This window comes from Mycobacterium sp., from assembly GCF_035640695.1.
Classification (GTDB): Bacteria; Actinomycetota; Actinomycetes; order Mycobacteriales; family Mycobacteriaceae; genus Mycobacterium.
This window is the reverse complement of record NZ_DASQVQ010000062.1, coordinates 1-19365: the sequence shown is the minus strand read 5'-3', so window position 1 is coordinate 19365 and position 19365 is coordinate 1. Positions and strand designations below refer to the sequence as shown.

General features: G+C 65.3%; 17 protein-coding genes. 10 read left to right on the top strand and 7 right to left on the bottom strand.

Annotated elements, in window-relative coordinates; all coding sequences use genetic code 11:
* The 3 genes from VE759_RS07830 to ripD form a co-directional block, all read right to left on the bottom strand.
* A partial coding sequence (locus VE759_RS07830) for a serine hydrolase domain-containing protein (protein ID WP_324929919.1) occupies nt 1-1180 on the bottom strand: 1180 nt, incomplete at its 3' end.
* An 827-nt stretch (nt 1181-2007) separates the two neighbouring features.
* Nucleotides 2008-2694 carry a hypothetical protein gene (locus tag VE759_RS07825; RefSeq protein WP_324929916.1) on the bottom strand — a complete coding sequence of 229 codons (687 nt, stop codon included), beginning with the start codon at nt 2692-2694 and terminating at the stop codon, nt 2008-2010.
* Between the two features lie 108 nt (nt 2695-2802).
* The gene (ripD, locus tag VE759_RS07820) at nt 2803-3294 is read right to left on the bottom strand and encodes an NlpC/P60 family peptidoglycan-binding protein RipD (RefSeq protein WP_324929911.1); all 492 of its coding nucleotides are present in this window, start codon (nt 3292-3294) and stop codon (nt 2803-2805) included.
* A 289-nt stretch (nt 3295-3583) separates the two neighbouring features.
* Between ripD and VE759_RS07815 the strand changes: the two genes are divergently transcribed.
* A complete protein-coding gene (locus VE759_RS07815) occupies nt 3584-3991 on the top strand; it encodes a hypothetical protein (protein ID WP_324929909.1) in 408 nt (135 codons plus the stop codon).
* Nucleotides 3992-4104: 113 nt separating this feature from the next.
* Nucleotides 4105-6402: an isocitrate lyase ICL2 gene (gene aceA, locus VE759_RS07810; RefSeq protein ID WP_324929906.1), complete on the top strand. Its 2298-nt coding sequence runs from the start codon at nt 4105-4107 to the stop codon at nt 6400-6402.
* Nucleotides 6403-6454: 52 nt separating this feature from the next.
* On the opposite strand, the gene VE759_RS07805 is transcribed toward aceA, so the two are convergent.
* Nucleotides 6455-6718, bottom strand: a complete 264-nt coding sequence (locus VE759_RS07805; RefSeq protein ID WP_324929904.1) for a hypothetical protein — start codon at nt 6716-6718, stop codon at nt 6455-6457.
* Between the two features lie 193 nt (nt 6719-6911).
* On the opposite strand from VE759_RS07805, the gene VE759_RS07800 reads away from it, so the two are divergent.
* The 3 genes from VE759_RS07800 to katG all read left to right on the top strand — a co-directional run bounded on the left by VE759_RS07800 (nt 6912) and on the right by katG (nt 10692).
* Nucleotides 6912-7718, top strand: a complete 807-nt coding sequence (locus VE759_RS07800; RefSeq protein ID WP_324929901.1) for a glutamine amidotransferase — start codon at nt 6912-6914, stop codon at nt 7716-7718.
* Nucleotides 7719-8013: 295 nt separating this feature from the next.
* Nucleotides 8014-8457 carry a Fur family transcriptional regulator gene (locus VE759_RS07795; RefSeq protein ID WP_324929898.1) on the top strand — a complete coding sequence of 148 codons (444 nt, stop codon included), beginning with the start codon at nt 8014-8016 and terminating at the stop codon, nt 8455-8457.
* Nucleotides 8458-8565: 108 nt separating this feature from the next.
* The gene (gene katG / locus VE759_RS07790; RefSeq protein ID WP_324929930.1) at nt 8566-10692 is read left to right on the top strand and encodes a catalase/peroxidase HPI; all 2127 of its coding nucleotides are present in this window, start codon (nt 8566-8568) and stop codon (nt 10690-10692) included.
* 96 nt (nt 10693-10788) lie between these two features.
* Here the strand turns inward: katG and VE759_RS07785 are convergent, their stop codons facing one another.
* Nucleotides 10789-12018, bottom strand: a complete 1230-nt coding sequence (locus VE759_RS07785; RefSeq protein WP_324929895.1) for an acyltransferase — start codon at nt 12016-12018, stop codon at nt 10789-10791.
* A gap of 420 nt (nt 12019-12438) precedes the next feature.
* Between VE759_RS07785 and VE759_RS07780 the strand changes: the two genes are divergently transcribed.
* The 3 genes from VE759_RS07780 (at nt 12439) to VE759_RS07770 (ending at nt 14199) form a co-directional block, all read left to right on the top strand.
* Nucleotides 12439-12909 carry an STAS domain-containing protein gene (locus tag VE759_RS07780; protein ID WP_324929892.1) on the top strand — a complete coding sequence of 157 codons (471 nt, stop codon included), beginning with the start codon at nt 12439-12441 and terminating at the stop codon, nt 12907-12909.
* Between the two features lie 83 nt (nt 12910-12992).
* A complete protein-coding gene (locus tag VE759_RS07775) occupies nt 12993-13679 on the top strand; it encodes an esterase (RefSeq protein ID WP_324929889.1) in 687 nt (228 codons plus the stop codon).
* 67 nt (nt 13680-13746) lie between these two features.
* Nucleotides 13747-14199, top strand: coding sequence for a hypothetical protein (locus VE759_RS07770; protein WP_324929927.1), 453 nt, complete (start codon nt 13747-13749; stop codon nt 14197-14199).
* 44 nt (nt 14200-14243) lie between these two features.
* Here VE759_RS07770 and VE759_RS07765 read toward each other — a convergent pair whose 3' ends face one another.
* Entirely contained in the window at nt 14244-15560 is a 1317-nt protein-coding gene (locus VE759_RS07765) for a HAMP domain-containing sensor histidine kinase (RefSeq protein ID WP_324929925.1), read from the bottom strand.
* A 155-nt stretch (nt 15561-15715) separates the two neighbouring features.
* Nucleotides 15716-16492 (bottom strand): metalloregulator ArsR/SmtB family transcription factor, encoded by a 777-nt coding sequence (locus tag VE759_RS07760; RefSeq protein ID WP_324929923.1) that lies wholly within the window; start codon nt 16490-16492, stop codon nt 15716-15718.
* A gap of 110 nt (nt 16493-16602) precedes the next feature.
* Between VE759_RS07760 and VE759_RS07755 the strand changes: the two genes are divergently transcribed.
* A complete protein-coding gene (locus VE759_RS07755; RefSeq protein WP_324929884.1) occupies nt 16603-17739 on the top strand; it encodes an alkaline phosphatase family protein in 1137 nt (378 codons plus the stop codon).
* 372 nt (nt 17740-18111) lie between these two features.
* On the top strand, nt 18112-19365 hold a 1254-nt coding region (locus VE759_RS07750), incomplete at its 3' end, for an alpha/beta fold hydrolase (RefSeq protein ID WP_324929881.1).

Genomic DNA, 19365 nt, shown 5'->3' with positions numbered 1-19365 from the left:
GTTCCTGGTTGGCGCCGGCGGGAATCATGCCGATCCAACACGAGCAGCCGCCCAACGCGGTCAGGCCATCCTTCCAGATGATCTGCGGCGGACCGGGTTCGACCTGCCACGCTAGGCCCATGAGCGCCGGGCCTGGTGTCTCCGGCTTCGCGCACATGTGAACCGACAGCGACGACGGTTGGGTCGTCGCGGCGAGTCCCTTCATGAGGTTTGTCGTTTGGTTCGCGGCGCCCAAGTGTGCCATCAGCCACGTGTGCATGTCCGCGGCGGAAGATTTGACGTCTGAAGCAGCGCCGGCCGACACCGGGGCGTGGTCGTTGGGGTAGGCCTGGGCCACGGGGGCGCCGCCCGGAACGATGGTGTATGTGTCGGGCATGTTCAGCGGCTGGGTCAGGTTGTCGTGCAGCACAGCGGAATAGGCTTGCGCCGGCGACGACGCGGGGGGATTCCCCGCCGCGCAGCCGTACGCGGCGACGGCGGTAAAGCCCAACGTGATGAATCCGAGGTTGGAGTATTCCCAGCAAGTGCCCGGCTTCGGGCCGTTCCGGGTCTTCCACGCGTCCACCAGCTTTAGCGGTGGGGCGGATGGACTCGTCAGGAACAGGCCGATACCGTCGGCGTCGCCGGTGGTTTCGCGCGGCAGGCCGGACGTTTGTTGGGCGAGCATGCGCGGTGTGATCTGCTGCATCGTCGGGCTTAGATCGGCGGCGCCGAGGTATGCGCTGAGATAGCGCTTAAGGCCCGCATCCCAATTGAAACAATCCGGACGCGCGAAGACACCGTTGGCAAACAGCGCCGCGGTGAAGGTCTTGGTGATGGAGCCGATGGCGAAGATGGTGCGCTCGGTGGGCGGTGTCCCGTCGGCCACGGCGCCGTACATGTAATAGGGCTGGAATTGGTGGTTCGGGTACGCAAAGGCCACCGCGACCCCGTAATTCCGCCCGGGTTGGTTGGTTTTCGATCGCAGATTGTCCAGCAGCGCATTGGCCTGATCGCCGATGATGCGGTCCAGGTCACTTTGGTTGAGTTTGATGGACTTGACCCGGGCGTCGGGCCTAGGGGTAGCGGTCGCGGTCGGCAAGGTGTTCTGGGAGGGCGACGGGGCACCGCAGGCAACCGCGGCACCGGTCACGCCGAGGATGCCCAACCCCGCCAGCCGCCCGAGGTCCCGCCGTGACATGTCTCGCATCTGGTGGCCTCACCCGGGGCATTGTGCTGCCGCGCGTGGCCGAAGACCCGGCAGCAACACTGTTGCTAAAAGAAGTTAGGTACTCCGTTCTGATCAATAAGTCAACGAATGCGAATATAAATCCTGTCGGACGTGGGGGGCAAATGCCGACAGATTGGCCGGGTGCCGGCCTGCGAAAATATTAACGCAGCCGAATAACAACGTGAAGGATGTACTGTGCGGTCAGGATGGCACGGCATCCGTAAGTTTCAGCGCCAGCTGCCGCCAAGCGGAGGCTACTCAGCATGTGATCGCTTGGCCTCGTGCGACTTTCGGTTGCCATGGTTAGGCGGCATCGAGGGCAGAATGATAACCGGTGTTCGTTACGAGCTTCGACGAATTCTGCATAGCGCACACCATCCGCGTGGACCGCGTGTAGCGTCCTGATTCGGAAATATAGTCCTAGTCGGGAGGGACCTCATGCGCAAAAGCACGCTGGCAGTCGCAGCGGCTGCACTCACATTCGGTGTATTCTCCGCCACGGGCTGCGCGCACAATCAGCAAGCTGCGCCGACTCCACATCCCAAGATCGCCTACACCCAGAACGATGGTTCCACCCCGGCCCGGCCACTCGATTGTTTTGGCTCCACCGGCTCCCATGGGTGCGGCCCGGGATGGTTCTGGCGTGATGGCTGGCGCGGGTGGGGCTGCTACCCCTGCTGACCTTAAACCGGACCGCGACCATCGAGACTCGTCGGCTTCGCCGGCTGTACCGCGCCGGTGACGATCGGTGTGACCGTCGGCGGCACAAGCCGCGCGGCTGAATCGACGCTCACCTGTTATCCGTCTATCTCGCCGGAAATCCCGCGCTCGATGCTCGCCCGCGTCGCAGGCGGCAACAGGACCAGCCCATCGAGCTCTTTGCGAGCCAGGTCGTACGCGTGTTGACGCTCCTGCAGAGTCGCGGCCGAGTCCGACACCACGCGCAACAGACTCTGCGCGCGCGCAATCCGCTGCTGACCTTCTTGCGAAAAGTCGTTGCGACGCCTGCGTATCGCCTCCGCCTCGGCGACGTTGAATGCGGTTATGTAGTCCTCGACCGCGGCGAAGTACAGTCCCGCCGTTTCTCGATCATCGAGAAGATCCTCGGCCTTTACCGGGCGCAGGAAGTCGGCCCTCAGTTTGGCCTTGTGGAAGCCGATGGTGAGCGGACTGCGCATGTCGGTCATCAGCGGGAAGTCCAGCAGCTTGGTGAAGTCCAATTCGTACTCCAGCCAGCGTGCGTCGGTGCGACTGTGCTCCTCGAGGACGCGTTTGATCGACCCCCACTGGGCTGCTTGGTTGCTCTTGGTGCGGCCAGCCGGCCCCGCGATCGGTGAGTTCTCTAATTGTTCCGCCCGATTGGAATCCGGGGACTGGACACCGCGCCGCTGGCTGGCCGAGAACGCTTTGATCGCGGCGATGATCATGCCAGCCAGCGGCAATATCACGAGGAGAAGCTCCGCCAGCCGGAATAGCAAGCCCATAAGGCGAGGATGCCACGCCGGAACCGTCAGCACCTGCGAGCCAAACCGGCGGGAAGGCCGCCACCGAGACCCGCCGGCTGAAAACCTACATGGACGCCGGCGACATCGCTACGACGACTCGATTATCCGCGTCAGGTAGGGAGTCATGCCGGCGGTGCGAGCTGCCGAGACCGTGACTGCGGGCTCGGTGGCCTCCAGCATCTGCCCGTTTCCTAGGTACATCGCAACGCTTTGGCTGCCACCGGGGCCGTAGAAGATCAAATCGCCGCGCCGCGCCTGCGCCGGCGCGATCTTGCGGCCGGCGTTGTACTGCTCGGCCGAGGTCCGCGGCAGCTTGATCCCGACGCCGCCGAAGGCGTACACCATCAAACCCGAGGCGTCGAATCCAACGACGTTGGCATTCGGGCCGGTGCCGCGGGTGGGCCCGGCAACGTTTCCGCCTCCGTACAGATACGGGACGCCCCGCTGCGAAAGCCCGCGCGCGATCACGTAGTCGATGGCTTGCTGGTGGCTCACCGGCGCAGCGTTGTCAGCGGTGGCAAGACCGGGCGTCGCCAGCATCAGGGCCAAACTCAGAGCGACGGCGTAGATGTGTCTCATTCGAACTCCAGCCCTCTCCGCCCCCGCGCGGTGACTTCGCGCTTCCAGTCACACCAGTCACTACAGTCACTTCTACAACAAATACCGCCGTTGGCCTATGGGTTTGTGGCTTCGGAAGCGTGATTTTGTCGTACCGTGACCGAACGGTGACCGCCGGTAAGCGGCACCCGATCTGGTGCGGGCAGTGACGGTTTCGTTGTGGCGAGGCCATGCAGGTCTACGCAGGTCTAGGCGGGTCTGGGCAGGTCTAGGAGGAAGAGTCGCGTTGATGCTCCGCCGGAAGGTGAAAATGGTCGGCCGCGCGATGCTTGTCGCCGCTGCGGCACTTTGGGTACCGATGATCGGCCTTGCCGGCGCCCCGATCGCCGGCGCCGTCAGCCAGCAGACCCTGGTGGGTGCTTGGTCTGGTCCCTCAATCGTCGGCGCGGGTGATTGCGGGATTGGCTCGGCGGAATTCGCTTTCTCGCCCGACGGCACGTATCGATACGCGGCCATGTATCCCAACTGTCCTGCCGTCATGCTCGACGGGCGCTATGAACTGCAGTCCGACGGAGGGGTGCTTCAGATTTCGATGGAGCAATGCGGAGATCCGGGCTGCCCCCCCGGTCCGTCGATGCTCACCACGTCGATCAGCGCCACTGACGCCGAAAGCATCGTCCTCGGCGGGCACTACACCTACCTCCGACAACACGGCTGACCGCCTGGTCGACGAGCGTCGGCGGGGCCGACCAGCCCGGGCTAGACGACGGCGCCCTCCGCACCTAGTGCTGATTAGGCCATGGTCGGTGCAACCGGCGCCTATTGTGAATCATGGCCATCATCGCAGCGGATGCCGAGGCTCGCACACCATTCGAGCGGGACATCGCCGCCACCCAGCGTTACTTTGACAGTCCGCGGTTCGAAGGGATCGTTCGCCTCTACACAGCCCGCCAAGTGGTAGAGCAGCGCGGCACGATCGCCGTCGACTACACCGTGGCACGAGAGGCGGCCGGGCCTTTCTACGATCGGCTGCGCGAGCTCTTCGGGCTGCGCAAGAGCATTACCACATTCGGTCCCTACTCGCCGGGACAGGCAGTGACCATGAAGCGGATGGGCATCGAGGGTATCTACCTCGGTGGTTGGGCGACTTCCGCTAAGGGCTCCACCAGCGAGGACCCCGGGCCAGACCTTGCCAGTTACCCGCTGAGCCAGGTGCCCGACGAGGCCGCCGGGCTGGTCCGCGCCCTGCTCACCGCCGACCGCAATCAGGAGTACCTGCGGCTGCGCATGAGCGAAGAGCAACGCGCCGCGGCCCGGGTTCACGACTACCGCCCGTTCATCATCGCCGACGCCGACACCGGCCACGGCGGCGATCCACACGTACGGAACCTGATCCGCCGTTTCGTCGAGGCCGGCGTGCCGGGCTACCACATCGAGGATCAACGCCCCGGCACGAAGAAGTGCGGCCATCAGGGTGGCAAGGTGCTGGTGCCGTCCGACGAACAGATCAAGCGCCTCAACACCGCCCGCTTCCAGCTCGATGTGATGCAGGTGCCCGGCATCATCGTCGCGCGCACGGACGCCGAGGCGGCCAATCTCATCGACAGTCGCGCCGACGAGCGAGATCAGCCGTTCATCCTGGGCGCGACCAACCTGAGGATCCCGTCGTACAAAGCGTGCTATCTGGCAATGATGCGGCGTTTCTACGATCTGGGAGTCAGGGAACTGAATGGTTATCTGCTGTACTCGCTTCCGGACGGCGAGTACGCCAATGCCGGCGCCTGGCTTGACCGCCAAGGGATCTCGGATCTGATCGCCGAAGCGGCCGCGGCCTGGCGGGACGACGGGGATCCGTCGAACGACGTTCTCTTCGACAAGGTCGAGTCACGGTTCGTGGAGGCCTGGGAGGAAGACGCCGGGCTGAAGACGTACAGCGAGGCCGTTGCCGACCTGCTCGAGTTTGCCGAGAGCGAGGGCGAACCGTTCGATATGAGCGCCGCGGAGTGGCGGCGGTTCGCTGAGCGCGCGTGCTTCTTCACCGCCCGCGGTAAGGCCAAGGAGTTGGGCGTCGATGCCGCATGGGATTGCGAGCTAGCGAAAACCCCCGAAGGCTACTACCAACTTCGCGGCGGTATACCCTATGCGATCGCCAAGCAGCTCGCCGCGGCGCCGTTCGCCGACATCCTGTGGATGGAGACGAAGACGGCCGATCTCGCCGACGCGCGGCAATTTGCCGAGGCGATCCATGCCGAATTCCCCGACAAAATGCTCGCCTACAACCTGTCCCCCTCGTTCAACTGGGACACCACCGGCATGAGCGACGAGGAGATGCGGTGCTTCCCGGAGGAGCTCGCCAAGATGGGCTTCGTCTTCAACTTCATCACCTACGGCGGACACCAGATCGACGGCGTCGCCGCCGAGGAGTTCGCCATGGCGCTTAAGCAGGACGGCATGCTGGCGTTGGCGCGGTTGCAACGCAAGCTGCGCATGGTCGAATCGCCGTACCGCACGCCGCAAACCTTGGTCGGCGGGCCGCGCAGCGACGCCGCGCTGCTCGCCTCCTCGGGACGCACGGCGACCACCAAGGCGATGGGCAAGGGATCCACCCAGCACCAGCATCTGGTGCAGACCGAGGTGCCGCGGAAGCTGCTGGAGGACTGGCTGGCCATGTGGAGCGAGCACTACCGGCTCGGAGAGAAGCTCCGCGTTCAGCTCCGGCCGCATCGCGCCGGCTCCGAGCTGCTCGAGCTCGGAATCTACAGCGAAGGAGGCGATGGCGAGGACAAGCTCGCGAACGTGATATTCACCCCGATCCAAGATCGGCGCGGCCGCACCATCCTACTGGTGCGCGACCAAAATACCTTCGCCGAGCGGCTTCGCCAGAAGCGCCTGATGACCTTGATTCACTTGTGGCTGGTGCACCGATTCAAGGCCGACGCGGTGCACTACGTCACGCCTACCGAGGACAACCTCTATCAGACCTCGAAGATGAAGTCCCACGGGATATTCAGCGACGTCCACCAGGAGGTGGGTGAGATCATCGTCGCCGACGTGAACCACCCGCGCATCGACGAGCTGCTGGCGCCCGATCGGGCCGCGCTCTGGCGGTTGATTCGCAAGGAACAGTAGCGGGTTGCGCGGCCCGTATCGCCGCAGCAAGAGCTTTCGCGCGCTTGGCAGATCAGGACGCCAGCTGGTTACCGTCGAAGCTGTTGTCGAAGCCGCCGATGTACGTGCCAAACGGAACCGCCGGATCGCCTGAAGTCGGCTGTGTCGGCGCAGGGCTGGGCGAGGGACTCGGAGCAGCGGCGGCCGCTGCTGGCTGCACTAATTGGGCTGTGGCCGCGGCTCCGGGAGCGGCGAGCGCGACGGGTGCCAGGCTTATCGCGCCACCGATCGCGGCCAGGGCCAACACCGGGGCAATGTAACGAATTTTGGTCTTCACGGCGGTACCTCCTGTGTGCTGAATACCTTGATTTGTCTACGACTACTGTCGCGCGGCGGGCAACGATTGTCGTCACAGGTGACACCCAATGCCGGCTCTTGCCAACCCGACCTGCCCGACCCCTGCTGCCTGGAACTTCTGGTTTAAACGGTCGAGCCGCATAATGCTTTTGACGCGAGAGGGTCAATGGAGGATGGTGCGGCGAGTTACGGGTGATCCAGGGCGTATTCGGCAACGATGCAGCGCGCCGATAAACGCCGACCATGCCCCTTTCCTGCTGCTGTCGATTCGCGGCGAGGACGAAGCGGCTGACGACGAGTATCTGGCGATGATGCGCTTCGCCGGGCTAGACGCGACCGGGCTGCACCGTATTCGCTTGACCCATCAGCCTTTAGGACGAATCCATCTCGCCGAATGGTCTGGCATCATCCTGGGCGGCGGACCGTACAACGTCAGCGACGCGGCCGCCTCGAAGTCCGCAACGCAGCAACGCGTCGAATCCGCGCTACTGCCTCTGATCGGTTGCGTCGTCGACCTCGACTTCCCCTTTCTCGGATGCTGTTACGGCGTGGGCACTCTCGGTTCGGCCATTGGCGCGGTCGTCGACCGCACGTACCCAGAGCCGGTCGGCGCCGTCACGATCACACTCACAAGCGCCGGTCGCGACGATCCGCTCTTCGCGGATCTGCCCGACGTCTTTGACGCATACGGCGGGCACAAGGAGGCAGCCGCTTCGCTTCCCTGCCAAGCCGTTTGCCTCGCATACTCGGCCGACTGCCCGGTCCAGGCCTTCCGCGTGGGCAACAACGTGTATGCGACGCAGTTCCACCCCGAACTCGATGCCGACGGCATCTGCACGCGGATAGACGTCTACAAGAACCACGGCTACTTCGCCCCCGAGACAGCCGAATCATTGAAGGTCGCTGCCCGACAACGGAATATCAAATACGCGCCGACGATCTTGCGGAGGTTCATCGAGCGGTACGCCCGGCGAACATGAACGGTCCGCAAACCCACCGAACGGATTGTTACAGACCTTGCAGCGCGGCGCCGAGGGCCGATAGCGAAGGATCCCCCTCGCTTTGACCAGCGGCGCGTGACCGTTGGTGAGCACCTCGCGCCATCGCTTCGACCGAGATGGGCTGCCATCGGCGACGTCGGCCTCGCCGCGATTTTCCACAGTGATCACCAGTGATACTCGCCCGCGCTTGGTGGCGACCGGCCTGGCGGCACCGCAAGATTCCTCCCGGCCGGGAAGTCTTGACTGATTCCAGAAAAGTGGTCATATTGTGTGGGTGTCCTCGATGCCGGACTACGCCGAGCAGTTGCGCATGGCCGATCTACGCGTGACGCGCCCTCGGATGGCGGTGCTCGAGGCGGTGCACTCGCATCCGCACGCCGACACGGAAACGATTCTCGAAGCCGTGCGTACCGGTCTCCCCGAGGTGTCCCGGCAGGCCGTGTACGACGTATTGCACGCCCTGACCGCCGTGGGCCTGCTGCGGCGGATCCAGCCGTCCGGCCTGGTCGCCCGCTACGAGTCGCGTGTCGGTGACAACCACCACCACGTCGTCTGCCGATCCTGCGGGGCCATAGCGGATGTGGACTGCGCAATCGGGGAGGCGCCCTGCCTGACCGCGTCTGACGACAAGGGCTTCCATCTTGACGAGGCCGAGGTCATTTACTGGGGTCTATGCCCCGACTGCTCCACGTCAGAACCGGCGCGATCACCCATGTGATCCCAGCCCAATCCACCCACCCCGGAAGGAAGGACCGAAGTGACCGAGAGCGTCAGCGAAAGCGAAAACCCAGCCATCCCGTCGCCCACCCCGAAGGCGCATCGTCCCATGACGAACCGGGACTGGTGGCCCAATCAGGTGGACCTGTCGGTTCTGCACAAGCACGCGCCGCAGGCCGACCCGATGGGCGAGAGCTTCAACTACGCAGAGGAGTTCAAGAAGCTCGATGTCGAAGCGTTGAAGCGCGACATGTTCGAGGTGATGACGACCTCGCAGGACTGGTGGCCGGCCGATTACGGTCACTACGGCCCGCTTTTCATCCGGATGAGTTGGCATGCGGCAGGCACCTACCGCATCCACGATGGTCGGGGCGGTGGCGGCGAAGGCGCACAACGCTTTGCTCCCCTGAACAGCTGGCCCGACAACGCCAGCCTCGACAAGGCGCGCCGGTTGCTCTGGCCGATCAAGCAGAAGTACGGCAAGAAGATCTCCTGGGCCGACCTGATCATCTTCGCGGGCAACTGTGCCTATGAATCCATGGGATTGAAGACGTTCGGCTTTGCCTTCGGCCGGGAGGACATCTGGGAGCCCGAAGAGATCTACTGGGGCCCAGAGGACACCTGGCTAGGAGACGAGCGCTACAGCGGCGAAAGGGAACTCGCCGAACCCTTCGCCAACGTGCAAATGGGCCTGATCTACGTGAATCCGGAAGGGCCCAACGGCCAACCGGACCCGGTTGCTGCCGCCAAGGACATTCGTGACACCTTCGGCCGGATGGCGATGAACGACGAGGAGACGGCTGCGCTGATCGTCGGTGGCCACACCGTCGGCAAGACCCACGGAGCGGGCGACCCCGATCTCGTCGGCCCGGAACCCGAGGGCTGCCCACTGGAGATGCAGGGCCTGGGGTGGAAGAGCTCTTTTGGCACCGGCGTGGGTAAGGATGCGATCACCAGCGGGCTCGAGGTGGTATGGACATCCACGCCGACGAAGTGGGACAACAGCTTTCTGGAGAATTTGTACGGCTACGAGTGGGAGCTGACCAAGAGTCCCGCGGGTGCCTGGCAGTGGACGGCGAAGGACGGTGCCGGCGCGGGCACCATCCCCGACCCCTTCGACCCGTCGGCGCGACGCGCCCCGACGATGTTGACGACGGACCTGGCGCTGCGGATGGATCCGATCTACGAGCGGATCACCCGTCGCTGGCTGGACCACCCCGACGAGTTGGCCGACGCGTTCGCCAGGGCGTGGTACAAGCTGCTGCACCGTGACATGGGACCCATTTCGCGCTACCTCGGCCCCTGGGTTCCCGAGCCGCAGCTGTGGCAGGACCCCGTTCCCGCGGTCGACCATGAACTGATCGACGAGAAGGACATCGCTGCCCTCAAGGGCAAGATCCTCGAATCGGGACTATCCATCTCCCAACTGGTGTCCACCGCGTGGGCGTCGGCGGCAAGTTTCCGCGGCACCGACAAGCGTGGCGGCGCCAACGGGGCACGGATTCGCCTTGCGCCGCAGAAGGATTGGGAGGCCAACGAGCCGGCCGAACTGGCCACGGTGCTGCAGGCCCTGGAGAAGGTTCAGCAGGACTTCAACGCCTCGCAATCAGGTGGCAAGAAGGTCTCGCTCGCTGACCTGATCGTGCTGGGCGGCAGCGCAGCCGTCGAGCAGGCGGCGAAGGCCGCCGGGTACGACGTCACGGTGCCGTTCGCGCCGGGGCGAACCGACGCCTCCCAGGAGCAGACCGATGTGGAGTCGTTCGCCCTTCTGGAACCGAGGGCCGACGGCTTCCGCAACTACCTGCGCGTCGGAGAGAAGGCGCCGGCCGAGCGCCTGCTGGTGGACCGGGCCTACATGTTGAATCTGACCGCACCCGAGATGACAGTGCTGGTCGGTGGCCTGCGCGCGCTGGGTACCAATTTCGGCAAGACTAAGCACGGCGTCTTCAGCGATCGGCTTGGGACGTTGACGAACGACTTCTTCGTGAACCTGCTCGATATGAGCACGCAGTGGAAGGTCTCGGAGTCGGCGGAGAACGTGTACGAGGGTCGGGATCGCAGCACCGGCGAGCCCAAGTGGACCGCCACCGCCGTCGATCTCGTCTTCGGTTCGAACTCGATCCTGCGTTCGCTCGCGGAGGTCTACGCCACCGATGATGCGAAGGAGAAGTTCGTGCGGGACTTCGTCGCCGCATGGGTCAAGGTGATGAACCTCGACCGGTTCGACCTCGCCTGATCGGCCACAATTACGCGCGGCATCCCGCGAGCCGACACGCTCACGGGGTGCCGCGCCGAGGTGCCCGGACCGCAACCCAGAGAACTCGTTGAGCGGTCATCCGGCGCGGGCCGAAAGGGCCTTCGTGCGCGTTTCCAGCGCCCCGTCGATCGATTGCAGCTTGGCTTTCGCCGGGTCGGTTCGCGAGTCGGCGTTCGGGGCCCAGACGTCCACCATCCGGCGCATCCACCGGCGGGCGGGCTCCTCAACGTAATGGAACAGCACGACAGCCGCGCCCACGGCGGTGACCAGCAGGCCGACGACGACCAGGTGCCCGACATAGCCGTGCAGCCTGAGCCCGAACTGCGCTTCGACCCAGTCCCAGGAGGTATGTACCAGCTCGTGCACCATGTACAAGCTGAACGAAATCTGCCCGCCATACACCATCGCCCGGGCGGATAGCACTCTCGGCAGCGTGCCGGCGCCGACCGCCAGCGTTATCACCAGTGGCACGAACAGGACGTCGACCACTCCGCTGCTCTCCCGCACGTCGGGCAACGGATGCGCGCGCAACAGGTAGAGCAGGCCGACAATGGCGCCGAGCAGCGCCACGGAGAGGTACCCGGCGCTACGGCGCGCCTGTTCGGACGGCCGCAACCTGCGGACGGCGGCACCCGCCAGCGCACCGGCGGTGAACTGCATCACGATCCGCGGCAGCCAGCTCCACGGTGTATAGAAGTGACCGGTCGCCAACAACAACAACACGGGCGGCAGCGAGGCGGCGAACGCCAGCCACATCAGGCTCCGGGCTCTGGTGACAAGTGTCATCCGGAAGATCACCAGCACCAGCAGACCGAACAAAAGATAGGCCAGCCATTCCGCGCTGATCGACCAGGCTGGGCCGTCCCAGCTCGACCCATCGAAGAACGGCTGGAACCACAGTTGCGCCAGCACGATCTGGCGCACGTAATTGATCGCGGTGAGCTGGTCGGCGTGTGGCGACGGCACATGACCGACGTACAGCGTGAAGATGATCCAGACGGCGGCGAGGTGCAATGTGACGATGTAGACCGGCCACACCCTGGCCAGCCGCAGCCACAGGAAGTGCAGCGTGGCTCGCGCCGACCACGACAGGCCCATCTCGTCGAGGTAATTCCAAGTAAGCACGAACCCGCTGAGGATGAAAAACAGGTCCACGCCCTGGGCGCCGCAGTTGATCACGGGCGCGAGCGCTTCTCTGAATTCAGGTGCGGCTTCCTGCAGCAGCAGTCGGAAGTGAAAGAGAACCACCCACACGGCGGCGACGGTGCGAAGTCCTGTTAAGGCCTTGATCTCTCCGCTGCGCACAACGCTCTTTTCGTATCTACTCTTGCTTTTCGTGCTTTTCGCGTCACTACGTCCGCCGGCCGGGCTGTCCGCCTCCCCGCGACCTGGCCACCGGCAGCTTTCGAAGAGTAACAGCGCAGTCGCGCTTATGCCGCATGCGGAATGCTGTGTAATTCCTGCGGGAGACGAACCGATCGATCGTCGATCGGCGCCCGGAAAACGATCCACCATTAGCTGTTGAGGATGGCTCGATGCCTTGATCGGCGTGCGGTCGCTAAGCCCGAAACGCCGATCACCACGATTGCGTGGATTTCAGCGAACGCGTGAAAGCCACTTCTTAACAAAGAGTTAGAAGCTGCTCCCCGTCACCTTAGGTTTGCGGCATAGCGTCGAAGGCAAATGAGGTCGGTTTGCCGGCCATCTCGGTGCCACGATTCGGAAATGGGGCTGCTCATGACCGCCACGATCAGCAGGTCGGCGTCTGGTCTCAGGTCCGGCGACCGAAACCCCACGGTTGACTGCAGCGGCGCCCAGATTCGAGCCCACTGCCGTCACCTGGCGACGGTGGTGGCAATACAGGGCCATATCACCGACCTCAATGTCGGTCTGATCAGCGAGCACACTCGGCGCATCAGCCTCGCCCAGGATCGTCTGGTCCTCGACTTGAGCCGGGTGAATTCTTTTGCTGCGGCTGGTATCTCGCTCCTAGACGTCGTTGACGAGGAGTGTCGCACCGCTGGCGTCGAGTGGACCGTGGTGGCAAGTCCCGCGGTCAGTGCACGACTGCTTGACTATGCCGGCGTGGCCACGTATCCGACCACACCCTCGGTACACGAGGCGCTCCACCACTTCGCCGATGTGATCGCCAGGCGGCGTCAGCTGTTGCTGCCGTTGATCGGGATGACGGCCTAGCAGGCGACAACGGCTTTGGTAGCACCGCGCTGATATGCGCGTCGCGCACCGGCGTGGTCGTTGCTCGGGCGCAGACTTGGAGTGTGGAGACCCTCGCTTACGCCCCCGGCCGGTTCGCCGATGTCTTCGGCGACCCCGCGCAGCAAACCGTCTTGATGTGGCATGGCGCGCAGACTGACGCCCGCACCGCCATGCGGCCGTTGGCTGAGCTGGTGGCCGGCCATGGCCTTGCCGTGGTGGTGCCCGATTGGAACTCACATGCCGACGACGGCGGCCGGGCCGACCTGCTGCGATCGGTGCATTTCACACGGCAGCGGGTTAAGGACTCCGACAACCTGGTGCTCGTCGGATGGTCACTCGGGGCGGTCGCGGCGGCAGGAGTGACGATCCGCTCGCGAGACCACGGTGTGCGTTTCGCGCACACTGTTTGCCTCGCCGGACCCTTCATGGTCCGCGACCCGATCTGCGGCGAACACCTGGCCAGCGAATTGCCGGGTAGCGCCAACCGTTCGCCGTTCACGGTGCTCCACGGCCTAGCTGACGACGTCGTTCCGGTCGCGGCGAGCCGGTCGTTCACCTCGACCCTCAAGCAGAACGGCTGGCCGGTCGAACTCGTCGAGCTGGCCACCGACCACGGGGCGATCGCCGGCGCCAGCTACGACCCGTCGGCAGATCGCTACACGGCCGCGAACGACCCTGACACACTTGCGGTGGCGGCCGATGTGGCGACCCGGATAGCCGTGGCGCTCGCACGCGAAACTACTTCCTGACAGCACCGTGCTGGTACGGCAAGGAACGCATTATGCTGCTCGCGTAGGCTGCCGTTCTGTGAGGTCGATGATCGCGGCGATGCTGGCCGCAGCGCTGGTTGTTGCGAGCCCGGTCGCCTCCGCCGGCCTCGCCAGTGCGGATCCGCCTGCGCCGCCCCCGCAACCGAAGACAACAATCGACCACGACGGCACGTATTCGGTGGGAGCCGACATCGTGCCCGGCACCTATGTCTCTGCGGGCCCCGTCGCAGGTGGTACCTGCTATTGGAAGCGGCTGAGCGGGCCCGATGGCCGCGACATGATCGACAACGCGATGAGCAAGAAGCCTCAGGCCGTGCGGATCGACGCGAGCGATAAGGCGTTCAAGACGGATGGCTGCCAGCCGTGGCAGAAGACCGACGACGCAAAGCCCCCGGCGGACATCCCGCCGCCAATCGCTGGAGCCCAATTACACGGCTACATCGACGACCTCAACGGCCATGCCCGTCAGTTCGGCGGAGGGCAATTACCTCAGCCCTGACGGGCGGCTGTCCGTCAGCGGACGGCCGGCTGTGCGTCAGCGCGCTACCGCGGCGCCGGCAGGTTCAGCAGCAGTCGCGCGCCGCCCATTGGGCTTGTCTCCAGAGACGCTGTACCGCCGTGCAGTTCGGCCTGCTGGGCGACCAACGCCAACCCGAGACCAGATCCTGAACGCGATGCTGTCGAGCCGCGCGAGAATCGTTCGAACACGGCGTCGCGTTCCTCGTCGGGAACGCCAGTCCCGTTGTCATCGACCGTGATCTCCACGCCATCGGCGGAACTTATTGCAGTGAGCCGGATTTCGGTAGCGCCGCCGTGCTTGACAGCGTTGGCAATGGCGTTGTCGATGACGAGCCGCAGCCCGGCCGGCTGACCCACCATCAGCACGGTGGGCGACGGGGCCAGCGAAACCTGCAAGTTGGGGTAGCTGCGCATCGCGTCGTGGGCGGCGCGATCGAGCAGTTCGGTGATGTCCACTGGAACGAAATCGGCCGCGGTCGTCAGTTGGCCCTGCGCCAGCCGCTCGAGAGCAGTCAGCGTCGCCTCGATCCGGCTCTGGGTGCGCATGACGTCGCTTATGAGTTCCTTGCGCTGCTCGGCGGGCAGCTCCAGAGTTGACAGCACCTCCAAGTTCGTGCGCATGGCCGTCAGTGGGGTGCGAAGCTCGTGCGACGCGACCGCGGCGAAGTCGCGAGCAGACTCCAGTGCCGCCTTGGTCCGCTGTTGCTCCGTGCCGATGCGGGCGAGCATGCCCTCGACCGCCTCGGCGATTTCCATCGCCTCCCACACGCCGCGCACCTGAACGTCGTCGGGTTTGGACTGGGCATTGATGACGCGCGCCTGCCGTGCCAGCAGCCGGAAAGGATTAACCATGAGCAGCGAGATCACCCAGCCAACCACGACAGTGCCGCCGATAACGCCGCCACAGATCAGCAGGACCCGCTGGTGCAATCCGTCGATCCGACGCTGCGTCTCGGCCAACGGCGCGCCGAGCGCGATCGACGCCGGACCGGCCGAGAAGGTGCGGACCCGGTATTGAACGCCGTTGATCGTCGTGTTGGCGTAGCCGTTGGGCAACTGCGGCAACACGATGTTGCTCGGCACCGACGCGGTGGTGTCGCCGACTCGTGCCGTGCGCACCAGGCTGCCTTCCGGCACGGGTTGGTCGCTGCCGGCGCTTTGTGGGCTGTTCAGCAGCGTACTGACATCACCGAGGCTGCTTACCGAGTCCAGGCGCCGATCAAGTTGGTTGTACTGATCGTTGGTGATGCCCAGCCATACCCAGACGCCGAGGGTGACAACGAGAGCGATCACCGACAACGCGGCCACGATCACGATCATGCGCAGCGACAGAAGGCGCAGCAATCGCAACAGCCGAGGCGAGATCGACACGCTGTCCACGAGGACATCTTGCCTGATGACACGGCAGGGCGACGGCGGCGTTCACCGCCAGCGCCACGACTTCGACCGGCTAGGTGGCTCGGTTGACCCCGCCGGCATGCCGACGTCCTCGGTACTCACGACTGTTCGAGTCCGGTCTTGAGGCTGGACAGCTTGATCGGCCAGCCTTGCGAAACCAGTTGGCCGACGGTGCTGTGCGGCTCGAATTCGTCGTGGATGACGGTCAGCTTCACCTGGTCGCCGTGCGGCTCGAGGTCGAACGACACCTTTGAACGCCGCTCGGCCGCGGCCTTGGCGACGGTGTCCTCGTCGAGCCTGCTCGACACCGTTGCGAGTTCGGGAATGAACGTGTGGAACGTGAATGCCAGCCGGCGGTACGGGTCGGACTCGAGGATGACCTGTTGCGGGTGCTCGATCTTCAAGCCGTCCTGTTCCCACACATACGTCGAGCCCTTCTTCCAATCGGACAACATCGCGTGACCCATGTAGCGGCGGGAGAACGCCGGGTCGGTGATTGCTTGCCAGAGCCGATCCGGCGTCGTTCGGATGTAGGTGGTGTAGACGAATTCGGTGCTGCCGCTCATCGATTCACTCTCCAATGCTGCCTTCAGGTCCGCGAGCGTCCGCACCCGCGCACGGTCGTATTGATTGATCCAGCGGTCGGCGATGGCGTTGATCGGCTCGGCGTTGAGGTAGTGCAGCTTCTCCCTCCCCCGCCACACCGTGGTGACGAGATTGGCAGCTTCGAGCACCGCCAGATGCTTACTGACCGACTGCCGCGCCATCGACAGCCCCGCGCACAACTCGCGCAGGCTCTGTCCGTTGCGGGCATTCAGGCTGTCGAGCAGCAGACGTCGGCTCGGATCCGCCAACGCCTTGAACACCGCGTCCATCTCTGTCATCGCCATAACATGCAGCCAGTTGGCTGCGTAGATACCATATGCAGCCGTTTGGCTGCGTGTCAAGCCGCGGCCCACCTCCCCTGGTGTGGCAGGCTCACACTGTGGATCTGCCGCGGTTGGATCCGGGGATCCCGCACCTGGCCGACGTTGTGCCGTCGGTGTTGGCCGCGATGGGCGTCGCGGGCTTCGACAGCCGGATCCCGTTGCCGGATGACATTGCCGGGGCGTGCGTGTTGCTGGTCGACGGGCTGGGCGCCGATCAGCTGGACACCCACGCCGAGGACGCCCCGGTGATGGCCGGCCTGCGCGGCCAGACGCTGCAGGTGGGGTTCCCCTCCACTACCGCGGCCGGACTCGCCGCCGTGGGCACCGGCCTCCAATCCGGCGAGCACGGCCTGGTCGGCCTGTCGTTTCGGCTGCCGGGCGTGGGGCTGGTCAATGCCCTGGGCTGGCGTCCCCACCCGCGGGGCAAGGACCTCCGCGACGACGCCCCGCCCGAGCAGGTCCAACCCACGCCGACGACGTTCGAGCGGGCCGCGTCGGCGGGAGTGACGGTGCGCGTCGTTTCCGGAGCGGAGTTCACCAACTCCGGGCTTACCCGGGCCGTGCTGCGCGGCGGTCGCTACGTGGGCGTGCATGCGCTCGGCGACCTGGCCGCATGTGTGCGGGCCGCCGTCGCCGACGGCGGATTGTGCTATGGCTACCACAGCGAGCTCGATCTGCTCGGGCACGTCTACGGCCCGGGCTCGGTGGCGTGGCGGATGCAGTTGCGTCAGATCGACCGGCTGGTGGAGTCGGTGGTGGAGGGGCTGCCGCCGGGCGGGCTGCTCGCCGTCGTGGCCGACCACGGGATGGTCGCCGTACAAGCTCCGGACATTGTGGATGCCGACGACTGCGAGCCGCTGCTGGACGGCGTGCAGACCATCGGCGGGGAGCCGCGGGCCCGCCACGTCTACGCGGTCGACGGCGCCGCCGGCGCGGTACGGGCGGCGTGGTGCGAGACGTTGGCGGAGCGGGCCTGGGTAGTGTCCCGCGACGAGGCGATCGCCGCCGGGTGGTTCGGCGAGCGGGTCGGCGCCGATGTGCTGCCGCGCATCGGCGACGTCGTCGCGGCCGCCCGCGGCGCGGCCGCCGTTGTTCGACGCACGGTGGAGCCGCTGCTGTCGTCGCTGGTCGGCCAGCACGGGTCGCTGACCAGCGCCGAGCAGCGAGTCCCGCTGCTGGTGGCCTACGGCTGACCAAGGGCCACAGCGGCCGCCCCTAATCCCCTAACGATGTTTGCCGCGAAGGCCCCACCGCGGGTCCGAGCGCAGGGGCGTCCACCCCGTTTCGGGCGGCGCGATAAATCCATACGTTATCTACACACCAAGAGAACCCCACGAGTCCCACCGACACTACGAGCGAACGGAATTGGAGCGATGACGCACTGCCGCAATTGCAATCGATTCCGATTGATTCGCGTAGCCGGTTGTGGCACTTGGGTTTTGGAATGCGGCCACACATACCTGCCGCTGCCCAGCGAGGGACAGCGGTGGGCGGCTTACAGCCCACGCGTGACCGACCGACCAGGGTTGCTTCACTAAAAGTTGACCCGCGATTAGCCTGAAAACGTGGCGCAGCCTCCGCGGACTCGCTACGCCGAGTGTGGCGACATGGACCTCGCCTACCAGGTCTTCGGCGATGGCCCGGTCGATCTGCTCGTCCTCCCCGGGCCCTCGATCCCTATCGATTCGATCGACGCCGAGCCGTCGATGTACCACTTCCATCGGCGCCTCGCGTCGTTCAGCCGGGTGATCCGGTTCGACCAGCGCGGGACTGCGCTCTCGTCACGTGTGCCTTCGGTGGAGGTGCTCGGACCGAGATTCTGGGCCGAAGACGCGATCGCGGTCATGGATGCCGTCGGCTGCGACCGGGCGACGATCTTGGCGCCGAGTTGGTCAGCGATGACTGGGTTGGTGCTCGCCGCCGAATGGCCCGAGAGGGTGCGCAGCCTCGTGATCATCAACGGCGCGCCGCGCGTGCTGCAGGCGCTCGACTATCCCGTCGGCGCTGCGTTGAGCGCCGTGGGTCCGTTCCTGACCGATGCCATTGAGCCTGATGCGGTCGAGCAGGGTTTCGACACGCTCAAGATCGTCGCGCCGACCGTTGCTCGCGATGACGCATTCCGCACGTGGTGGGATCTGGCCGGCAATCGTGCGGCATCGCCGAGCATGGCCCGCGCACTGGCGAAGGTGGTGGCAGAGGCCGACGCTCGCGACAGCCTGGTGCGCATCACCGCGCCGACGCTGATCCTGCATCGCCAGCACGCGGCATTCATACCCGTGGGGCACGGCCGCTACCTCGCCGAGCACATCGCCGGATCGCGCTATGTCGAGCTACCCGGTGCGGACTCCCTGTACTGGGTGGGTGACACTGCGCCGATGCTCGACGAGATCGAGGAGTTCATCACCGGCGTGCGTGGCCTCGACGCCGAGCGCGTACTCGCCACAATCCTGTTCACCGACATCGTCGGCTCCACCCAACGGGCGGCCGCGCTGGGCGACAACCGGTGGCGCGACCTCCTCGACAACCACGACAGCATGATTCGCCACCAGCTCGAGAGATTCCGCGGTCGCGAAGTCAACACGGCCGGCGACGGATTCGTCGCGACGTTTACCACGCCCAGCGTCGCGATCGACTGTGCTGAGGCGATCGTCGACGCCGTCCGCTTGCTCGGCATCGAGGTGCGGGTAGGCATACACGCCGGCGAGGTCGAGGTCCGCGGTGCCGACGTCGCCGGCATGGCTGTGCACATCGGGGCCCGCGTCGCGGCGCTGGCAGGCCCCAGCGAGGTGCTCGTGTCTTCCACGGTCTGCGACATTGTC